This is a genomic window from Rhodoflexus caldus, from assembly GCF_021206925.1.
GTDB lineage: Bacteria > Bacteroidota > Bacteroidia > Cytophagales > Thermoflexibacteraceae > Rhodoflexus > Rhodoflexus caldus.
This window is the reverse complement of the sequence record NZ_JAJPRF010000003.1, coordinates 317,413-335,920: the sequence shown is the minus strand read 5'-3', so window position 1 is coordinate 335,920 and position 18,508 is coordinate 317,413. Positions and strand designations below refer to the sequence as shown.

Annotated in this window: 20 protein-coding genes; 8 read left to right on the top strand and 12 right to left on the bottom strand. The window is 49.4% G+C overall.

Going from position 1 to position 18,508, the window contains the following annotated elements; translation table 11 throughout:
* Positions 1-154 precede the first annotated feature (154 nt).
* The 9 genes from ilvD to NDK19_RS05730 form a co-directional block, all read right to left on the bottom strand.
* The gene (gene ilvD, locus NDK19_RS05770; protein ID WP_250630900.1) at positions 155-1,846 is read right to left on the bottom strand and encodes a dihydroxy-acid dehydratase; all 1,692 of its coding nucleotides are present in this window, start codon (positions 1,844-1,846) and stop codon (positions 155-157) included.
* Complete coding sequence (locus NDK19_RS05765) at positions 1,846-2,736, bottom strand: aminotransferase class IV (protein ID WP_250630899.1); 891 nt, start codon at positions 2,734-2,736, stop codon at positions 1,846-1,848. The genes ilvD and NDK19_RS05765 overlap by 1 nt, the downstream gene beginning before the upstream one ends.
* Before the next feature lie 233 nt (positions 2,737-2,969).
* Positions 2,970-4,133, bottom strand: coding sequence for a 2-isopropylmalate synthase (locus NDK19_RS05760; protein WP_250630898.1), 1,164 nt, complete (start codon positions 4,131-4,133; stop codon positions 2,970-2,972).
* Between the two features lie 48 nt (positions 4,134-4,181).
* The gene (gene leuB / locus NDK19_RS05755) at positions 4,182-5,285 is read right to left on the bottom strand and encodes a 3-isopropylmalate dehydrogenase (protein WP_250630897.1); all 1,104 of its coding nucleotides are present in this window, start codon (positions 5,283-5,285) and stop codon (positions 4,182-4,184) included.
* A 247-nt stretch (positions 5,286-5,532) separates the two neighbouring features.
* Positions 5,533-6,129, bottom strand: coding sequence for a 3-isopropylmalate dehydratase small subunit (gene leuD, locus NDK19_RS05750; protein WP_250631003.1), 597 nt, complete (start codon positions 6,127-6,129; stop codon positions 5,533-5,535).
* Entirely contained in the window at positions 6,126-6,542 is a 417-nt protein-coding gene (locus NDK19_RS05745) for a hypothetical protein (RefSeq protein WP_250630896.1), read from the bottom strand. Before NDK19_RS05745 ends, leuD begins: the two co-directional genes overlap by 4 nt.
* A 59-nt stretch (positions 6,543-6,601) precedes the next feature.
* Positions 6,602-7,183, bottom strand: coding sequence for a Uma2 family endonuclease (locus tag NDK19_RS05740; protein WP_250630895.1), 582 nt, complete (start codon positions 7,181-7,183; stop codon positions 6,602-6,604).
* A 32-nt stretch (positions 7,184-7,215) separates the two neighbouring features.
* Complete coding sequence (gene leuC, locus NDK19_RS05735; protein WP_250630894.1) at positions 7,216-8,619, bottom strand: 3-isopropylmalate dehydratase large subunit; 1,404 nt, start codon at positions 8,617-8,619, stop codon at positions 7,216-7,218.
* A gap of 545 nt (positions 8,620-9,164) precedes the next feature.
* Positions 9,165-10,304: a cytochrome-c peroxidase gene (locus NDK19_RS05730; RefSeq protein ID WP_250630893.1), complete on the bottom strand. Its 1,140-nt coding sequence runs from the start codon at positions 10,302-10,304 to the stop codon at positions 9,165-9,167.
* Positions 10,305-10,472: 168 nt separating this feature from the next.
* Here NDK19_RS05730 and NDK19_RS05725 point away from each other — a divergent pair, with 168 nt between their 5' ends.
* From NDK19_RS05725 to NDK19_RS05715, 3 genes are read left to right on the top strand one after another with little or no spacing between them, the layout of a single operon-like run.
* Complete coding sequence (locus NDK19_RS05725) at positions 10,473-11,096, top strand: hypothetical protein (protein WP_250630892.1); 624 nt, start codon at positions 10,473-10,475, stop codon at positions 11,094-11,096.
* 28 nt (positions 11,097-11,124) lie between these two features.
* Positions 11,125-11,565, top strand: a complete 441-nt coding sequence (locus tag NDK19_RS05720; protein ID WP_250630891.1) for a QcrA and Rieske domain-containing protein — start codon at positions 11,125-11,127, stop codon at positions 11,563-11,565.
* A 4-nt stretch (positions 11,566-11,569) separates the two neighbouring features.
* Positions 11,570-12,097 (top strand): YceI family protein, encoded by a 528-nt coding sequence (locus NDK19_RS05715; protein WP_250630890.1) that lies wholly within the window; start codon positions 11,570-11,572, stop codon positions 12,095-12,097.
* 23 nt (positions 12,098-12,120) lie between these two features.
* On the opposite strand, the gene pth is transcribed toward NDK19_RS05715, so the two are convergent.
* On the bottom strand, positions 12,121-12,681 hold the full coding sequence (gene pth, locus NDK19_RS05710) for an aminoacyl-tRNA hydrolase (RefSeq protein ID WP_250630889.1): 561 nt from the start codon (positions 12,679-12,681) through the stop codon (positions 12,121-12,123).
* 18 nt (positions 12,682-12,699) lie between these two features.
* Positions 12,700-13,227: a DUF1573 domain-containing protein gene (locus tag NDK19_RS05705; RefSeq protein ID WP_250630888.1), complete on the bottom strand. Its 528-nt coding sequence runs from the start codon at positions 13,225-13,227 to the stop codon at positions 12,700-12,702.
* Positions 13,228-13,321: 94 nt separating this feature from the next.
* Here NDK19_RS05705 and NDK19_RS05700 point away from each other — a divergent pair, with 94 nt between their 5' ends.
* Complete coding sequence (locus NDK19_RS05700) at positions 13,322-14,575, top strand: 3-deoxy-D-manno-octulosonic acid transferase (RefSeq protein WP_250630887.1); 1,254 nt, start codon at positions 13,322-13,324, stop codon at positions 14,573-14,575.
* Positions 14,572-15,312 (top strand): hypothetical protein, encoded by a 741-nt coding sequence (locus tag NDK19_RS05695; RefSeq protein ID WP_250630886.1) that lies wholly within the window; start codon positions 14,572-14,574, stop codon positions 15,310-15,312. Before NDK19_RS05700 ends, NDK19_RS05695 begins: the two co-directional genes overlap by 4 nt.
* On the opposite strand, the gene NDK19_RS05690 is transcribed toward NDK19_RS05695, so the two are convergent.
* A complete protein-coding gene (locus NDK19_RS05690; RefSeq protein ID WP_250630885.1) occupies positions 15,301-15,852 on the bottom strand; it encodes a hypothetical protein in 552 nt (183 codons plus the stop codon). The two genes, NDK19_RS05695 and NDK19_RS05690, sit on opposite strands and share 12 nt — an antisense overlap.
* Before the next feature lie 215 nt (positions 15,853-16,067).
* Here NDK19_RS05690 and NDK19_RS05685 point away from each other — a divergent pair, with 215 nt between their 5' ends.
* The 3 genes from NDK19_RS05685 (at position 16,068) to NDK19_RS05675 (ending at position 18,496) form a co-directional block, all read left to right on the top strand.
* Complete coding sequence (locus NDK19_RS05685) at positions 16,068-17,087, top strand: lysylphosphatidylglycerol synthase transmembrane domain-containing protein (protein WP_250630884.1); 1,020 nt, start codon at positions 16,068-16,070, stop codon at positions 17,085-17,087.
* Positions 17,088-17,142: 55 nt separating this feature from the next.
* On the top strand, positions 17,143-17,820 hold the full coding sequence (locus tag NDK19_RS05680; protein WP_250630883.1) for a zinc metallopeptidase: 678 nt from the start codon (positions 17,143-17,145) through the stop codon (positions 17,818-17,820).
* Between the two features lie 130 nt (positions 17,821-17,950).
* The gene (locus tag NDK19_RS05675; RefSeq protein WP_250630882.1) at positions 17,951-18,496 is read left to right on the top strand and encodes a hypothetical protein; all 546 of its coding nucleotides are present in this window, start codon (positions 17,951-17,953) and stop codon (positions 18,494-18,496) included.
* Positions 18,497-18,508: the final 12 nt, after the last annotated feature.

Below are 18,508 nucleotides of genomic sequence, written 5' to 3'. Positions count from 1 at the left end.
CCCTAATACGGTTTGTGAATGGATGGCTGTGGACAAATCAGCCTCTTCCTGCAAAAGCATTCCCATAAAATTGCCTAAAATTGATTAACCTCATTAACTATTTTGTTGATAGATTTTCGTTGGTAAACCTCATAACGGCTTCCGTTATGCTTTTTTATGCATCGGTAACGCAGCCTTCGGAAGCAGAACTTACATTTTTGATGTATTTCCAAAGTGCCCCGCTTTGGACTTTGTAGGGTGGCATCTGCCACTCGCGGCGGCGTTGGGCAAGTTCCTCGTCGCTCACCAGCACCTCCAATCGGCGATTGACCGCATCAATAATGATGGTGTCGCCATTGCGGATGAGGGCAATAGGGCCGCCGACTTGTGCCTCGGGCGTAATGTGTCCGACTACGAAGCCGTGCGTTCCACCTGAAAAACGCCCGTCGGTGATGAGTGCCACTTTATCGCCCAAGCCCGAGCCCATGATAGCCGAAGTCGGTTTGAGCATTTCGGGCATGCCGGGCGCGCCTTTGGGTCCGCAATAGCGGATAACAACCACATCGCCGGGCTGAATTTCCTGACGGGCGATGCCTTCGTTCAATGCCTGTTCCGAATCGTATACACGGGCTTTGCCTTCAAAGCGTTCGCCTTCTTTGCCTGTAATTTTGGCTACCGCCCCTTCGGGAGCAAGGTTGCCTTGCAAAATTTGGATATGACCGGTGGCTTTAATCGGGTGACTGAGCGGGCGGATGATATCCTGCCCTTCTTGCAAACCTGACGAAGCAGCAAGGTTTTCGGCAATGGTTTTGCCTGTAATGGTCATGCAATCGCCATGGATGAGTCCTTCGGCATGGAGCATTTTCATCACTGCCTGTACGCCGCCAATGTTGCAAAGGTCTTCCATGAAATACTTGCCGCTCGGTTTCAAATCGGCAATGTAGGGCGTGCGGTCGCTGATGCGCTGAAAATCGGCAAGGGTGAGTTTTACGCCTACGGTTTTTGCCATTGCCAACAGGTGCAGCACGGCATTGGTAGAGCCTCCCAACGCCATAACCATCGTAATGGCGTTTTCAAAGGCTTCAAAAGTCATGATGTCGCGAGGCTTCAAATCCAGTTGCAGGGCCCGGAACATCGCCTCACCAATCTGGTCGCATTCGGCGTGCTTCATCGGGCTGATGGCAGGAAACGAACTGCTGTTGGGCAAACTCATGCCCAAGGCTTCAATGGCTGTTGCCATTGTGTTGGCGGTGTACATGCCGCCGCAAGCACCTGCACCCGGAATAGCGTTTTTGATAACGCCTTTGTATTCTTCGTCGGTAATAGTTCCGGCAACTTTTTTTCCGTAAGCCTCAAAAACCGAGATGATGTCCAATTTTTTGCCTTTGTATTGCCCGTAGTCGTAGCGTCCCGAGTTGATGGTACCGCCGTAAACGACAATGGCGGGGCGGTTCAATCTGCCGATGGCAATCATGGCACCGGGCATGTTTTTGTCGCAGCCGACGAGGGCAACCACGCCGTCGTAGCATTGCCCGCCGACAATGGTTTCTATGGAATCGGCAATCACATCGCGGCTGGGCAGCGAGTAGCGCATCCAATCCGTGCCATTGGTCATGCCATCCGAAACACCAATCGTATTAAAAGTTAAGCCGATGAGTTTATTGGTTGCATTCAAACTTGCCTTAACGCGTGTGGCAAGTGCATTGAGGTGCATGTTGCAGGTATTGCCCTCGTAGCCTGTGCTGGCAATCCCGATTTGGGCTTTATTCATGTCCTCATCGGTAAGCCCCACGCCGTAGAGCATGGCTTTGGCAGCAGGCAGACTTTCGTCCTGAGTAAAAGTGCGACTGAATTTATTGAGTTCCATCAGATGATTGTATAGGCCGGTTCGTGAACAGAATGTACCAATTCATTGTAAGCCTCTGCGATACGGGCACATTGCGATTTGTTAAAAGGCAGTTTCAGTAAATTGCCATCCACAGAGGCAATACCTGCCACTTCGGTTGCCGTTCCGGTAAATATGGCAGCATCGGCTTCCAAAAGTTCTTCTACTGTAATGATGCGTTCGCGGACTTCTATTTTCAGGGATTTTGCCAAATCCATTACTGTTGCGCGGGTAATGCCGGGCATGATATATCCCAAAGGAGGGGTGATGAGTATGCCGTCTTTTTCTATGAAAATATTAGAACCCGGCGCTTGTGCCACACAGCCGGTTTCATCCAGCATAATAGCTTCGTCAAAGCCGCGTTGTTTGGCTTCGGTACTTGCCATAATGTTGGGTACATAGCTGCCGGTAATTTTACCCATCACAGGCATTGCCTTGGGGCTAATGCGCACATATGGGCTGATACAAGTATTGAGCAGTCGGTCGCCAAGGTAGCGCGGCCACTTCCAAGCAGCCATAAACAACTTGGCATCGCCTCCTGCCATAAGCCCCATATTGTCGGCTGCAATGAGTATGGGGCGTATATAGGCATTTTTCAGTTTGTTGCGTTCCAATAATTCATAAGCAATCTTTTCCAGTTCGGCTGTGTCGTAGTCAAACTTCATGTGCAAGGCTTCCGCGGTTTTTTTCATGCGGGCAAAATGTTCCATTGGCTTGAAGATGCGCACGCCGTGCTGTGTCTGATAGGCTTTCAGTCCTTCAAAAACCCCCAGTCCATAGTGGAGGCTTTGTGAATAGGGACTAATGCCTGTGTCTTTACTTTTCAAAAATTTGCCGTCAAAAAATGAAACGGTCTTGTCGTTGTAATACATGGTTGTATGGTTTTGATAAGGTTGCCGAAGAATACTTATAAAAAAGCCTTTCCATCAGGTCGGATGGAAAGGCTTCTATTTATGTGTGCAACAGGCCACTTCTCATCCGACAATCGGCAGAAGAATAATGACCAGCACAACAATATTGAACAACATCAGTTTTAACGATTTTCTCAAAATTACGCATCCGCATTGAAAAGTCCAAAGGGTTGGCCATGTTTCTTTGAAAATTTTTAAACTTCGGCTTTAAGCTGCATTTTTGCCATGAGCTGTTGCAAATGGTCGTCGTTGATGTTTTTATATTGGTCTGCCAAGATGAGGAATTGCTCATAGGCCATGTCCAGCTCGGCACGGTCTAACTTGAAGCCGATGTTTTCCAAGCGATAGTTCAGTGCGGCACGTCCGCTGCGGGCAGTGAGTACAATGCTGCTGCTGCCTGCGCCCACATCGGCAGGGTCAATAATTTCGTAGTTCTCGCGGTGCTTCAATACGCCGTCCTGATGGATACCTGATGAGTGTGCAAATGCATTTGCTCCCACAATCGCTTTATTGGGCTGCACGGGCATCCGCATCAGGCGCGAAACGAGTTTGCTCAACGGCCCAAGTTGTTGGGTTTTGATATTGGTTTCCAATCCGAGGTATTTGTGGGTTTTCAGAATCATTACCACCTCTTCCAGTGAAGTATTGCCGGCACGTTCGCCGATGCCGTTCATGGTACATTCTACCTGCCGCGCACCGTTAATCAGCCCGTACAGGGAATTTGCCGTAGCCAGCCCCAAGTCGTTGTGGCAGTGTACCGAAATGGTGGCTTTTTCTATGCCTTTTACGTTTTCCACCAAATACTTGATTTTGGCTCCGTATTCATGCGGCAGGCAGTAGCCCGTCGTATCGGGAATATTGACCACGGTTGCACCTGCGGCAATAACTAATTCAATCATCTGCGCCAGATAGACAGGGTCGGCGCGTCCGGCATCTTCGGCAAAAAATTCCACATCTTCCACAAACGATTTGGCGTATTTAACGGCGCGAACGGCGCGTTCCAACATTTCCTCGCGGGTAGAACGGAATTTGTGCTCAATGTGGAAATCCGAAGCACCCAATCCCGTATGTATGCGCTTGCGCTTAGCATACTGCAAGGCTTCGGCTGCGGTTTTGATGTCCTTTTCTACGGCACGGCTCAACCCGCAAATCACGGGTTCACTGACGGCTTTGGAAATTTCCTGTACCGAACGGAAGTCTTCTGGGCTGGAAATCGGGAAACCTGCTTCAATAATATCCACGCCCAAGGCTTCCAACTCGCGGGCGACCATGATTTTTTCCTGTGTGTTCAACTGACATCCCGGCACCTGTTCGCCGTCGCGCAGCGTGGTGTCAAACACATAGACTCGGTTACTCATTTGCTTATTTTTTAGATGGATAGATGACCAAATTTGAGTGGCGATGTGCTATGCAGCTACCGCCTGTGTTACCTGAATGATGTTCTCAACGATTTTTTTGCCGATTTCGGCAGTGCCTAAAATGCGGTCGGCGGGGGTGTTGCCGTCGGCGATGTCGCCCGTGCGCCAACCTTGTTTGAGCGTGAGTGCCACGGCTTTCTGAATGGCTGCTGCCTCTGCGTGCAGCCCGAAGGCGTAGGAAAGCAACATGCCCGCGGAAAGAATGCTTGCCATGGGGTTGGCGATGCCCTTGCCTGCAATGTCAGGTGCGGAACCGTGAATGGGTTCGTAGAAGCCTGTGCTGTCGCCAATGGAAGCCGAAGCCAACATCCCCATAGAGCCTGCAATTTGCGAAGCCTCATCGGTGAGAATGTCGCCGAAAAGGTTGCCCGTGAGTACTACGTCAAACTGTCGCGGGTCTTTGATGAGTGCCATGGCGGCAGTATCAATAAACATGTGGTGCAGGGCTACGTCGGGATAGTCTTTGGCAACTTCATTGACTGTTTCGCGCCACAGGCGGCTGCTGTCCAACACGTTGGCTTTGTCCACCGAATGGACTTTTTTGCGACGCAAGCGGGCGGCTTCAAAGGCTTTGCAGGCAATGCGTTCCACTTCGTACTTGCTGTAAATCATGGTGTCGTAGGCAGTCAAGCCGTCTTCGGTGCGCCCGCGGGGTTGCCCGAAATACACATCGCCCGTCAGTTCGCGGAAAAAGAGGATGTCCGCACCGCGCAACACTTCGGGTTTCAGACTGGACGCGCCGATGAGTTCATCAAACAACTGAATTGGGCGGATGTTGCAGTACAGCCCCAAGGCTTTGCGCAAGCCAAGCAAGCCCTGTTCGGGGCGCACTTTGGCAGAAGGGTCATTGTCGTATTTGGGATGCCCGATAGCACCGAACAAAATCGCTGCCGACTCTCGGGCTTTGGCAAGGGTTTCCTCGGGCAGGGGCGAACCCGTTGCCTCTATCGCCGCATGACCCAGCAGGGCATAGTCAAAGGTGAAGCGATGACCAAAAATTTCGCCGATGGCTTGCAACGCTTGCTTGCCCCATTCGGTTACTTCCGCCCCGATGCCGTCGCCGGGGATAATCAGAATCTTCTGTTGAGACATGAAATCAGGTGTACCTCATTTTGAATACATCGGAAAAAGTGAAGGTGAGCTATGTGTGTTTAATGGTGTTGTGTGTGTTTTGAGTGCCAATATTTGTCCTTGGTTGTTAAAAGCGCTGTTAGCGTCTGCGACGTGCAACGCGGGTGGCTAACAGGCTTTTTGAAATCCCTGACAGCGGCTGCAAGCGCGGCTGCAAGCGCGGCTGCAAGCGCGGCTGCAAGCCCTGTCAGAGGATTTGAAAGTTGATTTAAACTGCTCTTTGATTTTCAAAGGCTTCAATTTCTGCTTTGAGCGACAGCAAATAGTCTATGTCGTCGTAGCCGTTTATCAGGCATGTTTTTTTGTAGGGGTTGATGTCAAACGATTCCTGCGAACCGTCCTCTAAGAGCGTAATGGTTTGCCGTTCCAGATTGACCTCAATTTGCGTTTGCGGATGGGCTTCAACGGCGGCAAAGAGTTTTTTCAGGAAAGCATCCGAAACGACTACGGGCAAAATGCCGTTGTTCAGGGCGTTATTTTTGAAAATATCGGCAAAAAAGCTGGATACTACCACGCGGAAACCGTAGTCGGCAATTGCCCATGCGGCATGTTCGCGACTGCTGCCGCAACCAAAGTTTTTGCCTGCCACCAATATTTCGCCCTTGTACTGCGGATTGTTCAGCACAAAGTCGGGTTTGGGGCTGCCGTCGGGATTATATCGCCAATCGCGGAACAGGTTCTCGCCGAAGCCTTCGCGCGTAGTCGCTTTAAGAAATCGCGCCGGAATAATCTGGTCGGTGTCTATGTTTTCCACTGCCAAAGGCACGGCAGTGCTTATGAGTGTGGTGAATTTTTGCATAATCAGTTTTCCAAAGGTTGAATGGCTGTTACTTCAAATCGTTCGCATGAAACGGCAGCGGGTTTGCCGTCCATGCCGATGGGCTTTTGTTCCATTGGGTTGGGGGAAGACACTACGGTGTACTGCTGCATTTGTCCGCGCAGTTCTACCGCTTGCCCTGTCAGCTTTTCTGCCTGCGTTGTCAGCGTGCCCGTTTCAGCAATGAACAGGATTACTTCGCTGCTGTCAGATTTTTGCAGCACCCAATAGCCGCTGCCACCCGCGCAGTAGCTTTGGATGGTTTTGCTCCATGACTTAGGCATCAGCCGTCCGCGCAGCGTTTCGCCTTGCGGTGTACAACTTGCAGTTGTAAAGGCAAGTACGAGCAAGCATATATAGAAGTAGCTACCCAAACCTGACGGGGCTTGAAGACCCGTCAAGTTTATGCGCGCAACCGTTAGGTCGGTATGTACAAGTTGATATGTCCGCAATAGTTGTTTCATTGCAACTGCGAAAGGTCTAACTCAAAGCCGGGCAGTACATCTCCGCCGCTAAGGCGTTGATTGAAACCCTGCACCGTTTCCGGTACAGCATCGGGACGATACACGTAAACCGTTTGTGCATCGGCATCAATCAACCATGCCAAACGGCAGCCGTTGGTAATAAATTCTTGTATGCGTTCCGTTAGCTCGCCGATAGTTTCCGTCTCCCCACGTAACTCAACAATGAAGTCAGAACAAAGCGGTGGATGCTCCTCTTTCTCCTGTTCCGACAATTGCTCCCACCGCTCTTTGGCTATCCACGCGGCATCGGGTGAACGCACCGCACCGCTTGCCAGACGAAAAGAGGTAGATGAGTCAAATACTTTTCCAAGATTAGTCGCCTTATTCCAAAGGCGCAATTGCATGTTGATTTCGGAATTTAAATCTCCCGTTCGTCCTCCCGTATTTGGCGTAATGATGATTTGTCCTTCGGATGTGCGTTCAAATTTCAGGTCGGGATTTTCCAGACAGAACTGCATGAACTCCTCTTGCGAAAGCCCGCCTATTGATTTGAACGACAATGTGATAGCCTCTGTCATGGTTCTGTCCTTACTGATGTTTATCCTACAATTTACAACATTTCGCGCACATCGGTTACGCTGCCTGTGATGGCGGCGGCGGCGGCAGAAAGCGGACTTGCCAAGAAGGTTCTTGCGCCGGGGCCTTGCCTGCCTTCAAAATTGCGGTTAGAGGTAGAGATGCAATATTTGCCCGCAGGAATTTTGTCTTCGTTCATGCCCAGACAGGCAGAACAGCCCGCACCACGCATTTCAAAGCCTGCTTCGGCAAAAATCTTGTCTAATCCTTCGGCTTGTGCCTGTCTGCTCACCTGCTGCGAACCGGGAATGACCCATACTTCTACATTAGGGGCTTTTTTCTTGCCCTTCACGAAAGAGGCAACCTGCCGCAAATCTTCTATGCGCGAATTGGTGCAAGAGCCGATGAACACATAGTCCACGGGTTGCCCCTGCATGGGGCTGCCTTCGCGCAAACCCATGTATTCCAATGATTTGCGGAAAGAAGGTACTTCGGAAATATCTGCCAGTTCCTCCGCCGTCGGGATGCGGTCGGTTACTTTGATGCCCATGCCGGGGTTGGTGCCATAGGTAATCATGGGTTCTATGTCGGCGGCATCAAAAGTCAGCACGCGGTCAAATTCTGCGCCTTCGTCGGTGTAGAGGGTTTGCCAGTAGGCAAGTGCCTTATCCCATTCCTCACCTTTGGGGGCAAATTCTCTGCCTTTGATATAGTCAAACGTGGTTTGGTCGGGGGCAATCAGTCCGCCGCGTGCGCCCATTTCAATGCTCATGTTGCAAATGGTCATGCGGGCTTCCATGCTCAGCGAACGGATGGTACTGCCGGCATATTCCACGAAGTAGCCTGTGCCGCCACTTGCCGAAATTTTGGATATGATATAGAGGATGATATCTTTTGCTGTTACGCCTTTGCCCAACGTGCCATTGACCTCTATTTTCATGCGTTTGGGCTTGTATTGCAGGATGCACTGCGTGGCCAGCACCTGTTCCACTTCGCTTGTACCGATGCCGAAGGCAATAGTACCAAAAGCTCCGTGCGTGCTGGTGTGGCTGTCGCCGCAAACGATGGTCATGCCGGGCTGCGTAATGCCCAATTCGGGGCCGATAACATGCACAATGCCCTGATAGGGATGCCCAAGCCCGTACAGTTCTACCCCGAAATCGGCGCAATTTTTTGTCAGGGTTTCTACCTGCATCCGTGAGAGTGCATCTTTGATGGGCAGATGCTGGTCTTTGGTGGGTACGTTGTGGTCGGCAGTGGCTACCGTGCGGTCGGTTCGGAATACAGGCAGCCCGCGCTTGCGCAAGCCTGCAAATGCCTGCGGGCTGGTTACTTCGTGGATAAAGTGCTTGTCAATATACAGTACGTCGGGATGCCCGAGGCGGCTTGCAACAACGTGACTGTCCCAAATTTTGTCAAATAAAGTACGCGGCTTCATAATCAGTTTTTACAACAGGCGAAAACGTCTGAGTGCGACAAATAGTTAACCTCATTAACTATTTTCTGTAAGAATGACAACATTCATGCAGTGATTTTCGCAATGTAGTAAAAACAAGGCAAAAAAATTACAAACTTTTGAAAGATAATTCAAAAGCGTACAATGAGTTTCAAAAGAGCCTGATAGGGCTATGCATCAGGGCACTTTTTGCAGCGCTTGCCTTTTTTGTATTTTTTGCAACACTTGTCTTTACCCTGACAAATGCTTTCATGACAACTGAACGGGCAAAATATGTCGGCAGGGATTACCTGAGGAGAAACTTGCTGAGGCTTTAACATGGTTTGTAAAAAAATTGCGGCGCAAAGATAGTATCAATTAAGACTTAATCTAAATAAGCAGCCGTGTAAATTTTCTATTCTTTCGTTCAGAAGGTTGCACGCGCCGTTGCACGCGCCGTTGCACGCGCCGTTGCACGCGCCACATATCGCCTTGTTTGTTTAATTCTGAAGTTGCAAATCGGGCTTCCGAAACACCTATTGCAATGCTTACCTGCCTACAAAAGGATTACTGAAACGTCTGTCTTGAATAAAGGTGCTGTCGGTGAGCATGTGGAGGAACGCCAGAATGGCGCGTTTTTCCTGTGCGGTCAAATGCAGTTTCACGGGCGCATTGTCATCTGTCCGAATTTCATTGCTTGCTTCAATAATCAGCGGGTCTAAGGTTCGGCTCATTTGCACGTGTTGGTCATAATGTTCCAATACCTCTTCAAGTGTGCGAAATCTGCCGTCGTGCATGTAAGGCGCTGTCAAGGCAATATTGCGCAGCGATACGGCGCGAAATTTACCGCGGTCGTTAGGGTTATTGGTTACAGCCTGCAAACCCGGAGACAGCGTAGCATCGGTATCTAACCCGTTGTTGTGAAACCCTCTGAAAGCCGCCGGGTCGCCCTGCACAAGCGGCCCCACGTGGCAATCGCCGCAGTTGCCGCCACGCAGCCCGATTTCAGGAATCGGGTGAGTGAAAAACAGTTGAATACCTTGCAACTCTAATGAGGTAGGGCGATATTCGCCGCGCAGATAGCGGTCGTAGCGCGAGTTAGCGCTGATAAGTGTACGCTGGAACTGTGCCAGTGCTTTGGCAATATTCATCGGAGTAATTTGTTCAGAGCCAAAAACCTGCTTGAACCTCGGCGGATATTCGGGAATCGTCTGTAACTTAGCTGCGGCTTGGTCGGGTGGCAAATTCATCTCATCGGGATGGCCGATGGGAACAAGTGCCTGCTGCTCCAGCGAGGTTGCGCGCCCGTCCCAAAACAGGCGATTGACCCACATCAGGTTGGCCAGCGACATGCTGTTGCGCACGCCTATGCGCCCTTGTACGCCACGGCTGAAACGGTTATTGTCGGAAAAAGCAGCGCTTTGCTGATGACAAGAAGCACAGGAAACGCGATTGTCGGATGAAAGACGGGTGTCATAAAACAACATGCGGCCAAGTTCTACCCCCTGTTCGGTGAGAGGATTGTCGGCCGGCATCTGAAAATTACGGCTGAAATAGTCCGGAATTTGCAGATTGTACGGACGAAGGGGGGCATTTAAGTCAGCCTGCGGGTCTTCTTGCAAATTGCCTTTGCTACAAGACATGGCAATGATGCCTACAAAAAAAATCAGAAAACGACCGTGTTTCATTGCTTCAAAATTAAAAAGGCCATGCAACCAACAAATATTTAACAGCGTACTTAGGTTATTATACGCCGGGAAGATGTAACGGCTTAATATCTAAACCGGATAATCGGCTTGTTCTCTTAATAAAACATGCATTGCAGACTTTAAGTTACATGTTTAGGGGTGCATTTTATGAAACAATTTTGCCTGATTGTTGTCTGGTTGCTGTGTTGGGGGCTGCCCGCTGCCCATGCCCAAACCGATTCGCTGTTAAATCTGCTGGAACAAGAAGATACAGCCACAGTTTTGCTGCCCGAACGAATGATGCTGACGCAAGGGCTGCTTTGGGGTAAAAAGGGATTGTTGCGCATTTCCGGTATTGCTCCATTGACAGAAGCCGCACGCACCCGCGAACTGAAAGCACGTCGCACCATGCTTGTTTTACATCAAGCGCTGGGGTATGCTACGCTGGGCGGCATGGTTGCGCAGGGTATTGTAGGGCAGCGACTATACAACAATTACAGCAGAGAACTGCGCAATGCACACGAAGGACTTGCCACGGGCATTACGGTAACATATTTTTCTACTGCGGCGCTTTCCTTGCTTGCACCGCCGCCAATGATTAACCGAAAAAAAGACCGCAACAGCACGACCCAATGGCATAAACGGTTGGCGTTTTTGCATATGGCAGGCATGATTGCCACGCTGGCGCTCGCCGAAAAAGCCTCACTTCCTGAGTATAAACCCTATCATCGCGCTGCTGCTTTTACTGCTTTTGGCGGATTGGCGGTGTCTATGGTTATCATGAAATTTTAATACCTGTTTCTTTAAACACACCACTACTATGAACAGAACCGAATTTCTCAAATCGCTGGGATTGAGCGGCGCTGCCCTGTTGGCAACCGTATGCCTTGGCAGTTGCAGCAGTAACAAGAATGCCCCTGAGCCTACATCGTTGCCGGCAGACGGACTTACACTTGACCTGACCACTGCCTCCTACAATGTTTTGCGAAACAACGGAGGCTTTGTTATTCTGCAAGCACAAAAAATAGTAGTGGCACGCACCAATCAAGGTGCGTATGTTGCCGTTACGCGCATTTGCAGCCATGAGGGCAATGAACGGGTGTCATTCAACCCGACACAGAATATTTTCTTCTGCGATGTACACGGTGCCCAATTTGACACCAACGGCAGAGGGCTGAACTCATTTGGCTCGGGTGGTTTACGCACCTACCGAACTGAAATTAATGCCACCGGCGACCGACTGACCATCCGAAATAACTAAGCGTATGCTCTGGCTATCTGTGTGGCTGATGCTGTTTGCCACAACCAATCGCACCATTAGGGCAGACAAGGCCGGTTCTTATATTTCCTACAAAGCTGTTCATGCGCTCCACGCATGGGAAGGGAAAAACAAGCAGGCTGATTGTATCATCGTCTATAACGACGGCATCGGGCGTATAGAGAAAGTAGCGGTTGCCGCCAAAATTGCCGATTTTGACAGCGGCAACTCTAACCGCGACAGCCACGCACTGGAAGTATTGGAAGCCCTGAAATATCCCAAAGTAACTTTTGTGAGCAATGCAATTACGTACAGTTCCGACACTCTGGCAGAGGTGCAGGGCAGCCTGACTTTCCACGGTATCACCCGCTCGGTCAGTTTCCCTGTGGCGCTTGTGCGGAATGGCAAAAACCTGCAAGTAAAAGGCAACTTCTCCATACAACTAACGGATTATCGGGTAGAACGGCCTTCATTTATGCTCGTCCCGATTGATGACCGCATGGATTTGGAGTTTTATATGGAGTTCGCGATTTAATCTTGGCAATCAAACCGCTACCGTTACTGGTTGTATTGGTTCATGGTAGGTGTAATGCCTACTGTACAGAACGACAATACTATATCCTGCGCCCGTTGTAGCAGCAGCGGCATCTCTGCCATTTCTTCGGCATTGAACTTACTCAATACATAGTCGGCCTGACGGCCTTTGGGGTAGTTGTTGCCAATGCCGAATCGCAAGCGGGCATACTGTTGCGTACCTAAAACGGCTTCTATATCCTTCAACCCATTGTGCCCGGCGCTGCTGCCCGAAGGCCGCAGACGCATCTTGCCGAAAGGCAGTGCCAAATCGTCCACAATCACCAGCAGATTTTCCACAGGCACTTTGTATTGCTGCAACCAATAGTTCACGGCTTTGCCGCTTAGGTTCATGTAGGTTGTAGGCTTGATGAGGTAAATGGCGCGCCCTTTTTGTTTGAATTCGGAAGTATAAGCCAACTTTTCAAAGGAAAAAGAGGCTTCATGGTACTTAGCCAGCGCATCAACCACCATGAAGCCGATATTGTGGCGCGTTTCATGATATTCAGGGCCAATGTTGCCCAAACCTGCTATCAGGTATTTCATGACCAAAAAAAACGGAGGTTAGTTTCTTCTCAACGGGCGACCATCGCCGAGCGGTTGCACGACCCCTGTCATACCCAAAATAGTGCTGCCACCCTGCACATTGGCAAACACGGTGGTAATTTTATTTTGTTGCCCTTCTTTGCCGCTACTGTCAAATTCCAATACAATTTGACCTTTGCCGCCCGGAGGAACAGGGTCTTTGGTATAATCTGCCGCCGTACAGCCGCATTGCGGTTGCACTTGCGAAATCACCAACGGAATTTTTCCTGTGTTGGTGAACTGATAGGTATAGCGAACTTTCTTACCCTGCTCAATTGTGCCGAAATTGTACTCCTGCGTTTCAAACTGAAACTGAGCAAACTCAGCGGGCTGAGCGACAGCCTCCGAAGTTGCCGGCGCAGTAGTTTCGGTGGCTACCGGCTGGCCTACCGATGCTTCCGTTGCAGCAGCGGCCTCGCTTTGTTGTTCTTCTGCCTTAGGCGAACAGCCTGCTTGTGCCAATGCAATTGCGCCGGCAAGCAGGCAGATAATTGCTTGAGTTTTCATATGCAATGATTGATTAATCCGATTTTCAAGTTGTTGAGCTTGTGCTAATTTTGTACACTTCACAAAATTATCCTGCTCATTGCTGCTTTACAATTTGTTTTTGCTTATTTATCGCATCGGTTTGCGGATTGCTGCGCTGTTTAACCAAAAAGCATCGGATTTTTTGGAAGGCCGCAAACAACAGACTTGTCTATGGGAAGAAATTTTTGCCAATCACTCCCATCGGGTTGTATGGTTTCACTGTGCATCGCTGGGAGAGTTTGAACAAGGCAGACCTGTTATTGAGGCTTTTCGCAAAGCATATCCGAACCACAAGGTACTGCTCACTTTTTTTTCGCCAAGCGGCTACCACATACGAAAAGACTATGAACAGGCAGACTGGGTGCTCTACCTGCCGCTCGATTCTCCCCAACAGGCACGGCGATTGGTCAATCTGGTTCGCCCTGAGTTGGTGCTGTTCGTAAAATACGAGTTTTGGTATTACTACCTGCGTGAATTGAGCCGCCAAAATGTCCCTGTATTGCTTTTTGCCGCCATCTTTCGCCCCTCACAATTGTTTTTTAAGCCCTATGGCGGATTTTACAGGCAAATGCTGCATTTCTTCCGCGAAATACACGTGCAGGACGATACTTCGCAGCAATTGCTGCAATCCATCCACATCAACCATGTAACGGTATCGGGCGATACGCGCATAGACCGCGTGGCACAAATTGCGGATGCAGCAGCACCGGTAAGTATTGCCGCACACTTTGCCTATGAAAGCAAGGTCGTAGTTATTGGCAGCCTCTGGCCTGATGACTGGGACGTTATTAGCAAGGACGTGCAGCAACTGATTACCCGTTGTAAGTTCATTATTGCACCGCATGAAATCAGCGAAAGTTTCCTGCAAGACATAGAAAAAGTATTCGGGCAGGGAGGCGCTGTCCGCTATTCGGCCTTGTTGCAAACAGGCGCAGAAGGTCTGCACCACACCCGCGCCTTGTTGATTGACAACGTAGGTTTACTGAACCGCCTGTACATATACGGCACCGTTGCCTATGTTGGCGGTGGCTTTAAAGACGGCCTGCACAATATTCTGGAACCGGCTGCTTTTGGTGTACCCGTCGTATTTGGCAACCGCAAATACCGACAGTTTCGCGAAGCCAATGAATTGCTGGCACAAGGAGGCGCCTTCACCATTGCCGGCACAGGCGAGCTCGCCGCCATCATCAGCAAATGGTTGAATGATGCAGATGCCTACCAAAAAGCATCTGCGACATGTGAGGCTTATGTCAAGCGAAATGCAGGTGCTACGCAGAAAGTAATGGCAAGCATACAAGCCTGTCTGAATCACTCATTACAGCCTTGAAATGGTTTTTTCGCATATTGTTGTTGCTTTTCCTGCTGTTGCTGACAGCAATAGGCATTTACATTGTGCTAAGACCCGGCTATTTCCGCTGCCTGAATATCAGCCGTGAAAAAGTGGAAATGATTGCACCCAACGTGTACGTTACGCCGCAGATGCCGATGGAAATGCGCGATACGCTGTTGCTGCATTTGCAAAAAGCAAGCAAGCGAATCAGCGATTTCTTTGGCTCGCAGCAAGCACAGCCCGTGGTCATTGCCGGGCATGACTTGCAGGCCATCCGCTACTTTGGCGCAGTGAATGCACGCACCGGACTTACACATTTAGCCGTTACGGGGGCTTACATCGTGTTAGAACCGGACGGTATCAATACGGACGTTCTGGCGCACGAACTTTGCCACGCCGAACTGATGGCACGGGTGGGCTGGTGGAATCGCACATTTGAAGTACCCGCTTGGTTTGATGAAGGGCTTGCTATGTTGCTCGACGAGCGTTTTCCCGAAGCAGAAGCCGAGTGGGAATCATTCACCCAAAACGGCCGATACGCGCCGCCGCTGCATACCATCAGCAGTAACCGCCATTTTTTCGGCAACCCGCACCACGTATACCTGAATTACCTGACCGCACGCCACGAAGTAAATAGCTGGTATGCCAAACAACAGCAACAAGGATTGCTAATGCTTTGCCAATGCCTCAATGAAGGCTTGTCGTTTGAGGAATGTTACGGTTTACAACAATGAAGACTGAATATCTTCGGCCGATTGCCCGATAACGGCTTTTTCTTCTTTGCGTTGCAGCGATTGCTGTGCCTGACCGGCGGCAAGCCGTGCCAAAGATGCGTGCAAATCTGCTATGATTTGGTCTTTTTCGGACAAAAGAGCATTTAGCCCCTCCTGTACCGATTTCCACTCCTGTTCTTTGCGTGCCCAATAAACACGCATCACTTCCATTTCGTTCTCACCGGCATCCAACTGAATATTCAACTGTCTGATTTCGTTGGCCATACTTTGCTTTTCTTTTTCCGCATTGAGTTTGTACATCAGCAATTCCTGCTGTGCCTCTTCCAATTTGCGGCTCATAACAGACACCTGCTGCGATGATTCGCGAATTTTGCGATTGGCATCATCCTCCAACTCATCGGCTTCCATTTGCAATTGTTCATAATCATTCTCCAACTTTGCCAAACGCTGTTGCGTAAAAAAATAGGTTAAAACTGCACCGAAGATTGCTGCCAGCGCAATCCACAATAAAAAGGGAAAAGGAAAAAGCAATGACTCCATGGTATAATTAAAGGTTGTTTAGTGAAAAAAGCAGGCAAGTGCGTTAAGGCTAAAAATGAGTTACGGGCAAATCAAACAGAAAAACAGCCCCATGTGATTAAAGTACAAACAAAAAACGAAAAAAGCTAATTTTTGCGCAACTTTTTTATAACCCGCCATGATTTGGGCAGTGATATAAAATCCGCGAATTTTGCTGCTTCACATCTGCTTGCTTTATGAAAGAAAAAGCCATTTCGGCACTTAAATATATTCTCACACTTGCCATAGCCATTGGGTTGTTCTGGATGCTTTACCGCAATCAGGACTTCGGCGAACTTTGGCGCAACCTCTCACAAGCCCGCTGGGAGTGGATTGCCGTATCCATCATCTTGTCGCTGACTGCACACCTGAGCAGGGGCATTCGCTGGGCTATCATGCTCAAACCTTTGGGTTATAACGCCGGTGCCGTGCCTGCCTTTATTGCCGTGATGATAGGTTATCTGGCCAACTTAGTTGTGCCGAGGATGGGCGAGGTGAGCCGCAGTGCCGTACTCCAACGCATGAGAGGCATTCCCTTCCAAGTATCTTTCGGTGCGGTCATTGCCGAGCGCGTTTTTGACTTATTTATGCTTGTGCTGTTTACGCTCGGGGCGTTATGGCTGGAATTTGACCGCCTCAGCGATTTTCTCACGCAAATTTTCGGTGGTAATGCACAAGGTAATGCACTCAACAAAGGCCTCTTGCTCGGAGGTGTGGCATTGGTTGCCCTTGGCGGTATTGCAGTTGCATATGCTACCCGCTCCTACTGGATGCAACTCATGTGGGCACAAAAAATCATTGGTTTTCTCAAAGGGCTGAAAGACGGCGTACTATCCGTGCTGCAACTTTCCACAGCCCAACGCATCGGCTTTTTGCTGCATACAGTCGTTATCTGGGCTTGTTATTACCTGACTTCGTATGTGCTGTTTTTTGCCATGCCGGCCACCGAGCAATTAGACTGGCACTGCGCACTTGCCATTTTAATGATGAGTGGCATTAGCATTGTAGCACCCGTGCAGGGAGGCATCGGAGTTTACCATTTGTTTGTAACTGCCACACTGTCAGCTTATGGCATTGCACAACCCCCTGCGCAGGAGTTTGCTTTTATGGCACACAGCTCACAATTGCTGTCTTACATTGTTTTTGGCGTGTTGGCACTGGGTGCAAGCCTGCTTTTCAAACCAGCGGCAAAAAATGACAAAATGGCAGCATCGTAACTTGCGCATTTGATTTGCGTTGTATATTATTACAGTTAAACAAGGAGAAAAAGCTATGTTGATACTTTCGTTAATTATTATGGCGGTTAGCTGGGCAGTACAGGCAAGGCTGAAAAACAGATTCCGCACCTATGCCATGACCCCGCTCAGTTCCGGCATGAGCGGCGCTGAAATTGCGCACAAAATGCTGATAGACAACCGCATTTATGATGTAGAAATCACTTGCGTACCCGGTCAACTGACCGACCACTATAATCCGGCCGATAAAACCATCAACCTGAGCGAGGAGGTATTCTATGGCCGCAATGCTGCTGCCGCTGCCGTAGCTGCTCACGAAACAGGGCACGCCGTGCAACATGCAACCGCATACAGTTTCCTCGAGATGCGCTCTAAGCTCGTTCCCGTGGTAAGCTTTGCTTCCAACTGGGTAACATGGATTTTGCTGGCAGGCATCTTCCTGATGCAGGTAACACCTCTGCCATTGTACATTGGTGTAGGCTTGTTTGCCATGATTACCTTGTTCAGCGTCATCACGCTGCCCGTAGAATTTGACGCAAGCAATCGCGCCGTGCAATGGTTAAACAATGCCCGCATTGTCAACAGAGAAGAGTATGGAATGGCTAAGGATGCTCTTTGGTGGGCAGCCATGACCTACGTAGTTGCCGCTATCGGTTCCATAGCTACACTGCTTTACTACATAATGATGCTCTTCGGCGGCAGAAACGACGACTAATCAGACTTAGTATATCTAAAAAAGGCGAACGGCTTATTGGCTGTTTGCCTTTTTTTTTAGAAATTTAACACCATACCTGACAAACACTTCGCATGGGTTCTTTTTTGTTTTCCGCCTTATTGTATCAGGTATGGCTCAATACATTCCTTTTGACCCTGCTGTAGAAGTAAATGGTCGTACAATTCTTGCCTTCGTAAATGCGATTCCTGCTTATCGGGACACAATGTTATCCATTTTGGCACAGCATCAATTACCCAATGTTGAACCAAATGGATGGTATCCGCAGATTTACTGGTTGAACGCCTTTCGCACTATTGGCGAAAATTTTGGCGATAACACCCTGTTTTCGGTAGGTAAAGCCATCCCTGAAAATGCTGCTTTCCCGCCCGAAATCAACGATTTAAAAAGTGCCTTGGCTTCTATTGATGTTGCCTACCACATGAATCACCGCAACGGCGAAATCGGCTACTACAAACTGGTTTCTTTTGATGAAAAAAGCAAAACAGCCGTTATGGAATGTCGCAACCCTTATCCAAGCGAATTTGACCGCGGTATTATTACGGCAATGGCACGAAAATTTAAACCTGCTTTTTCCATTGTAAACGTATCGCTTGACCATCATAAGCCTACGCGAAAAAACGGTGCGATGGAATGTACCTACATTGTTAAATGGTAAAGCAAGGCTTCA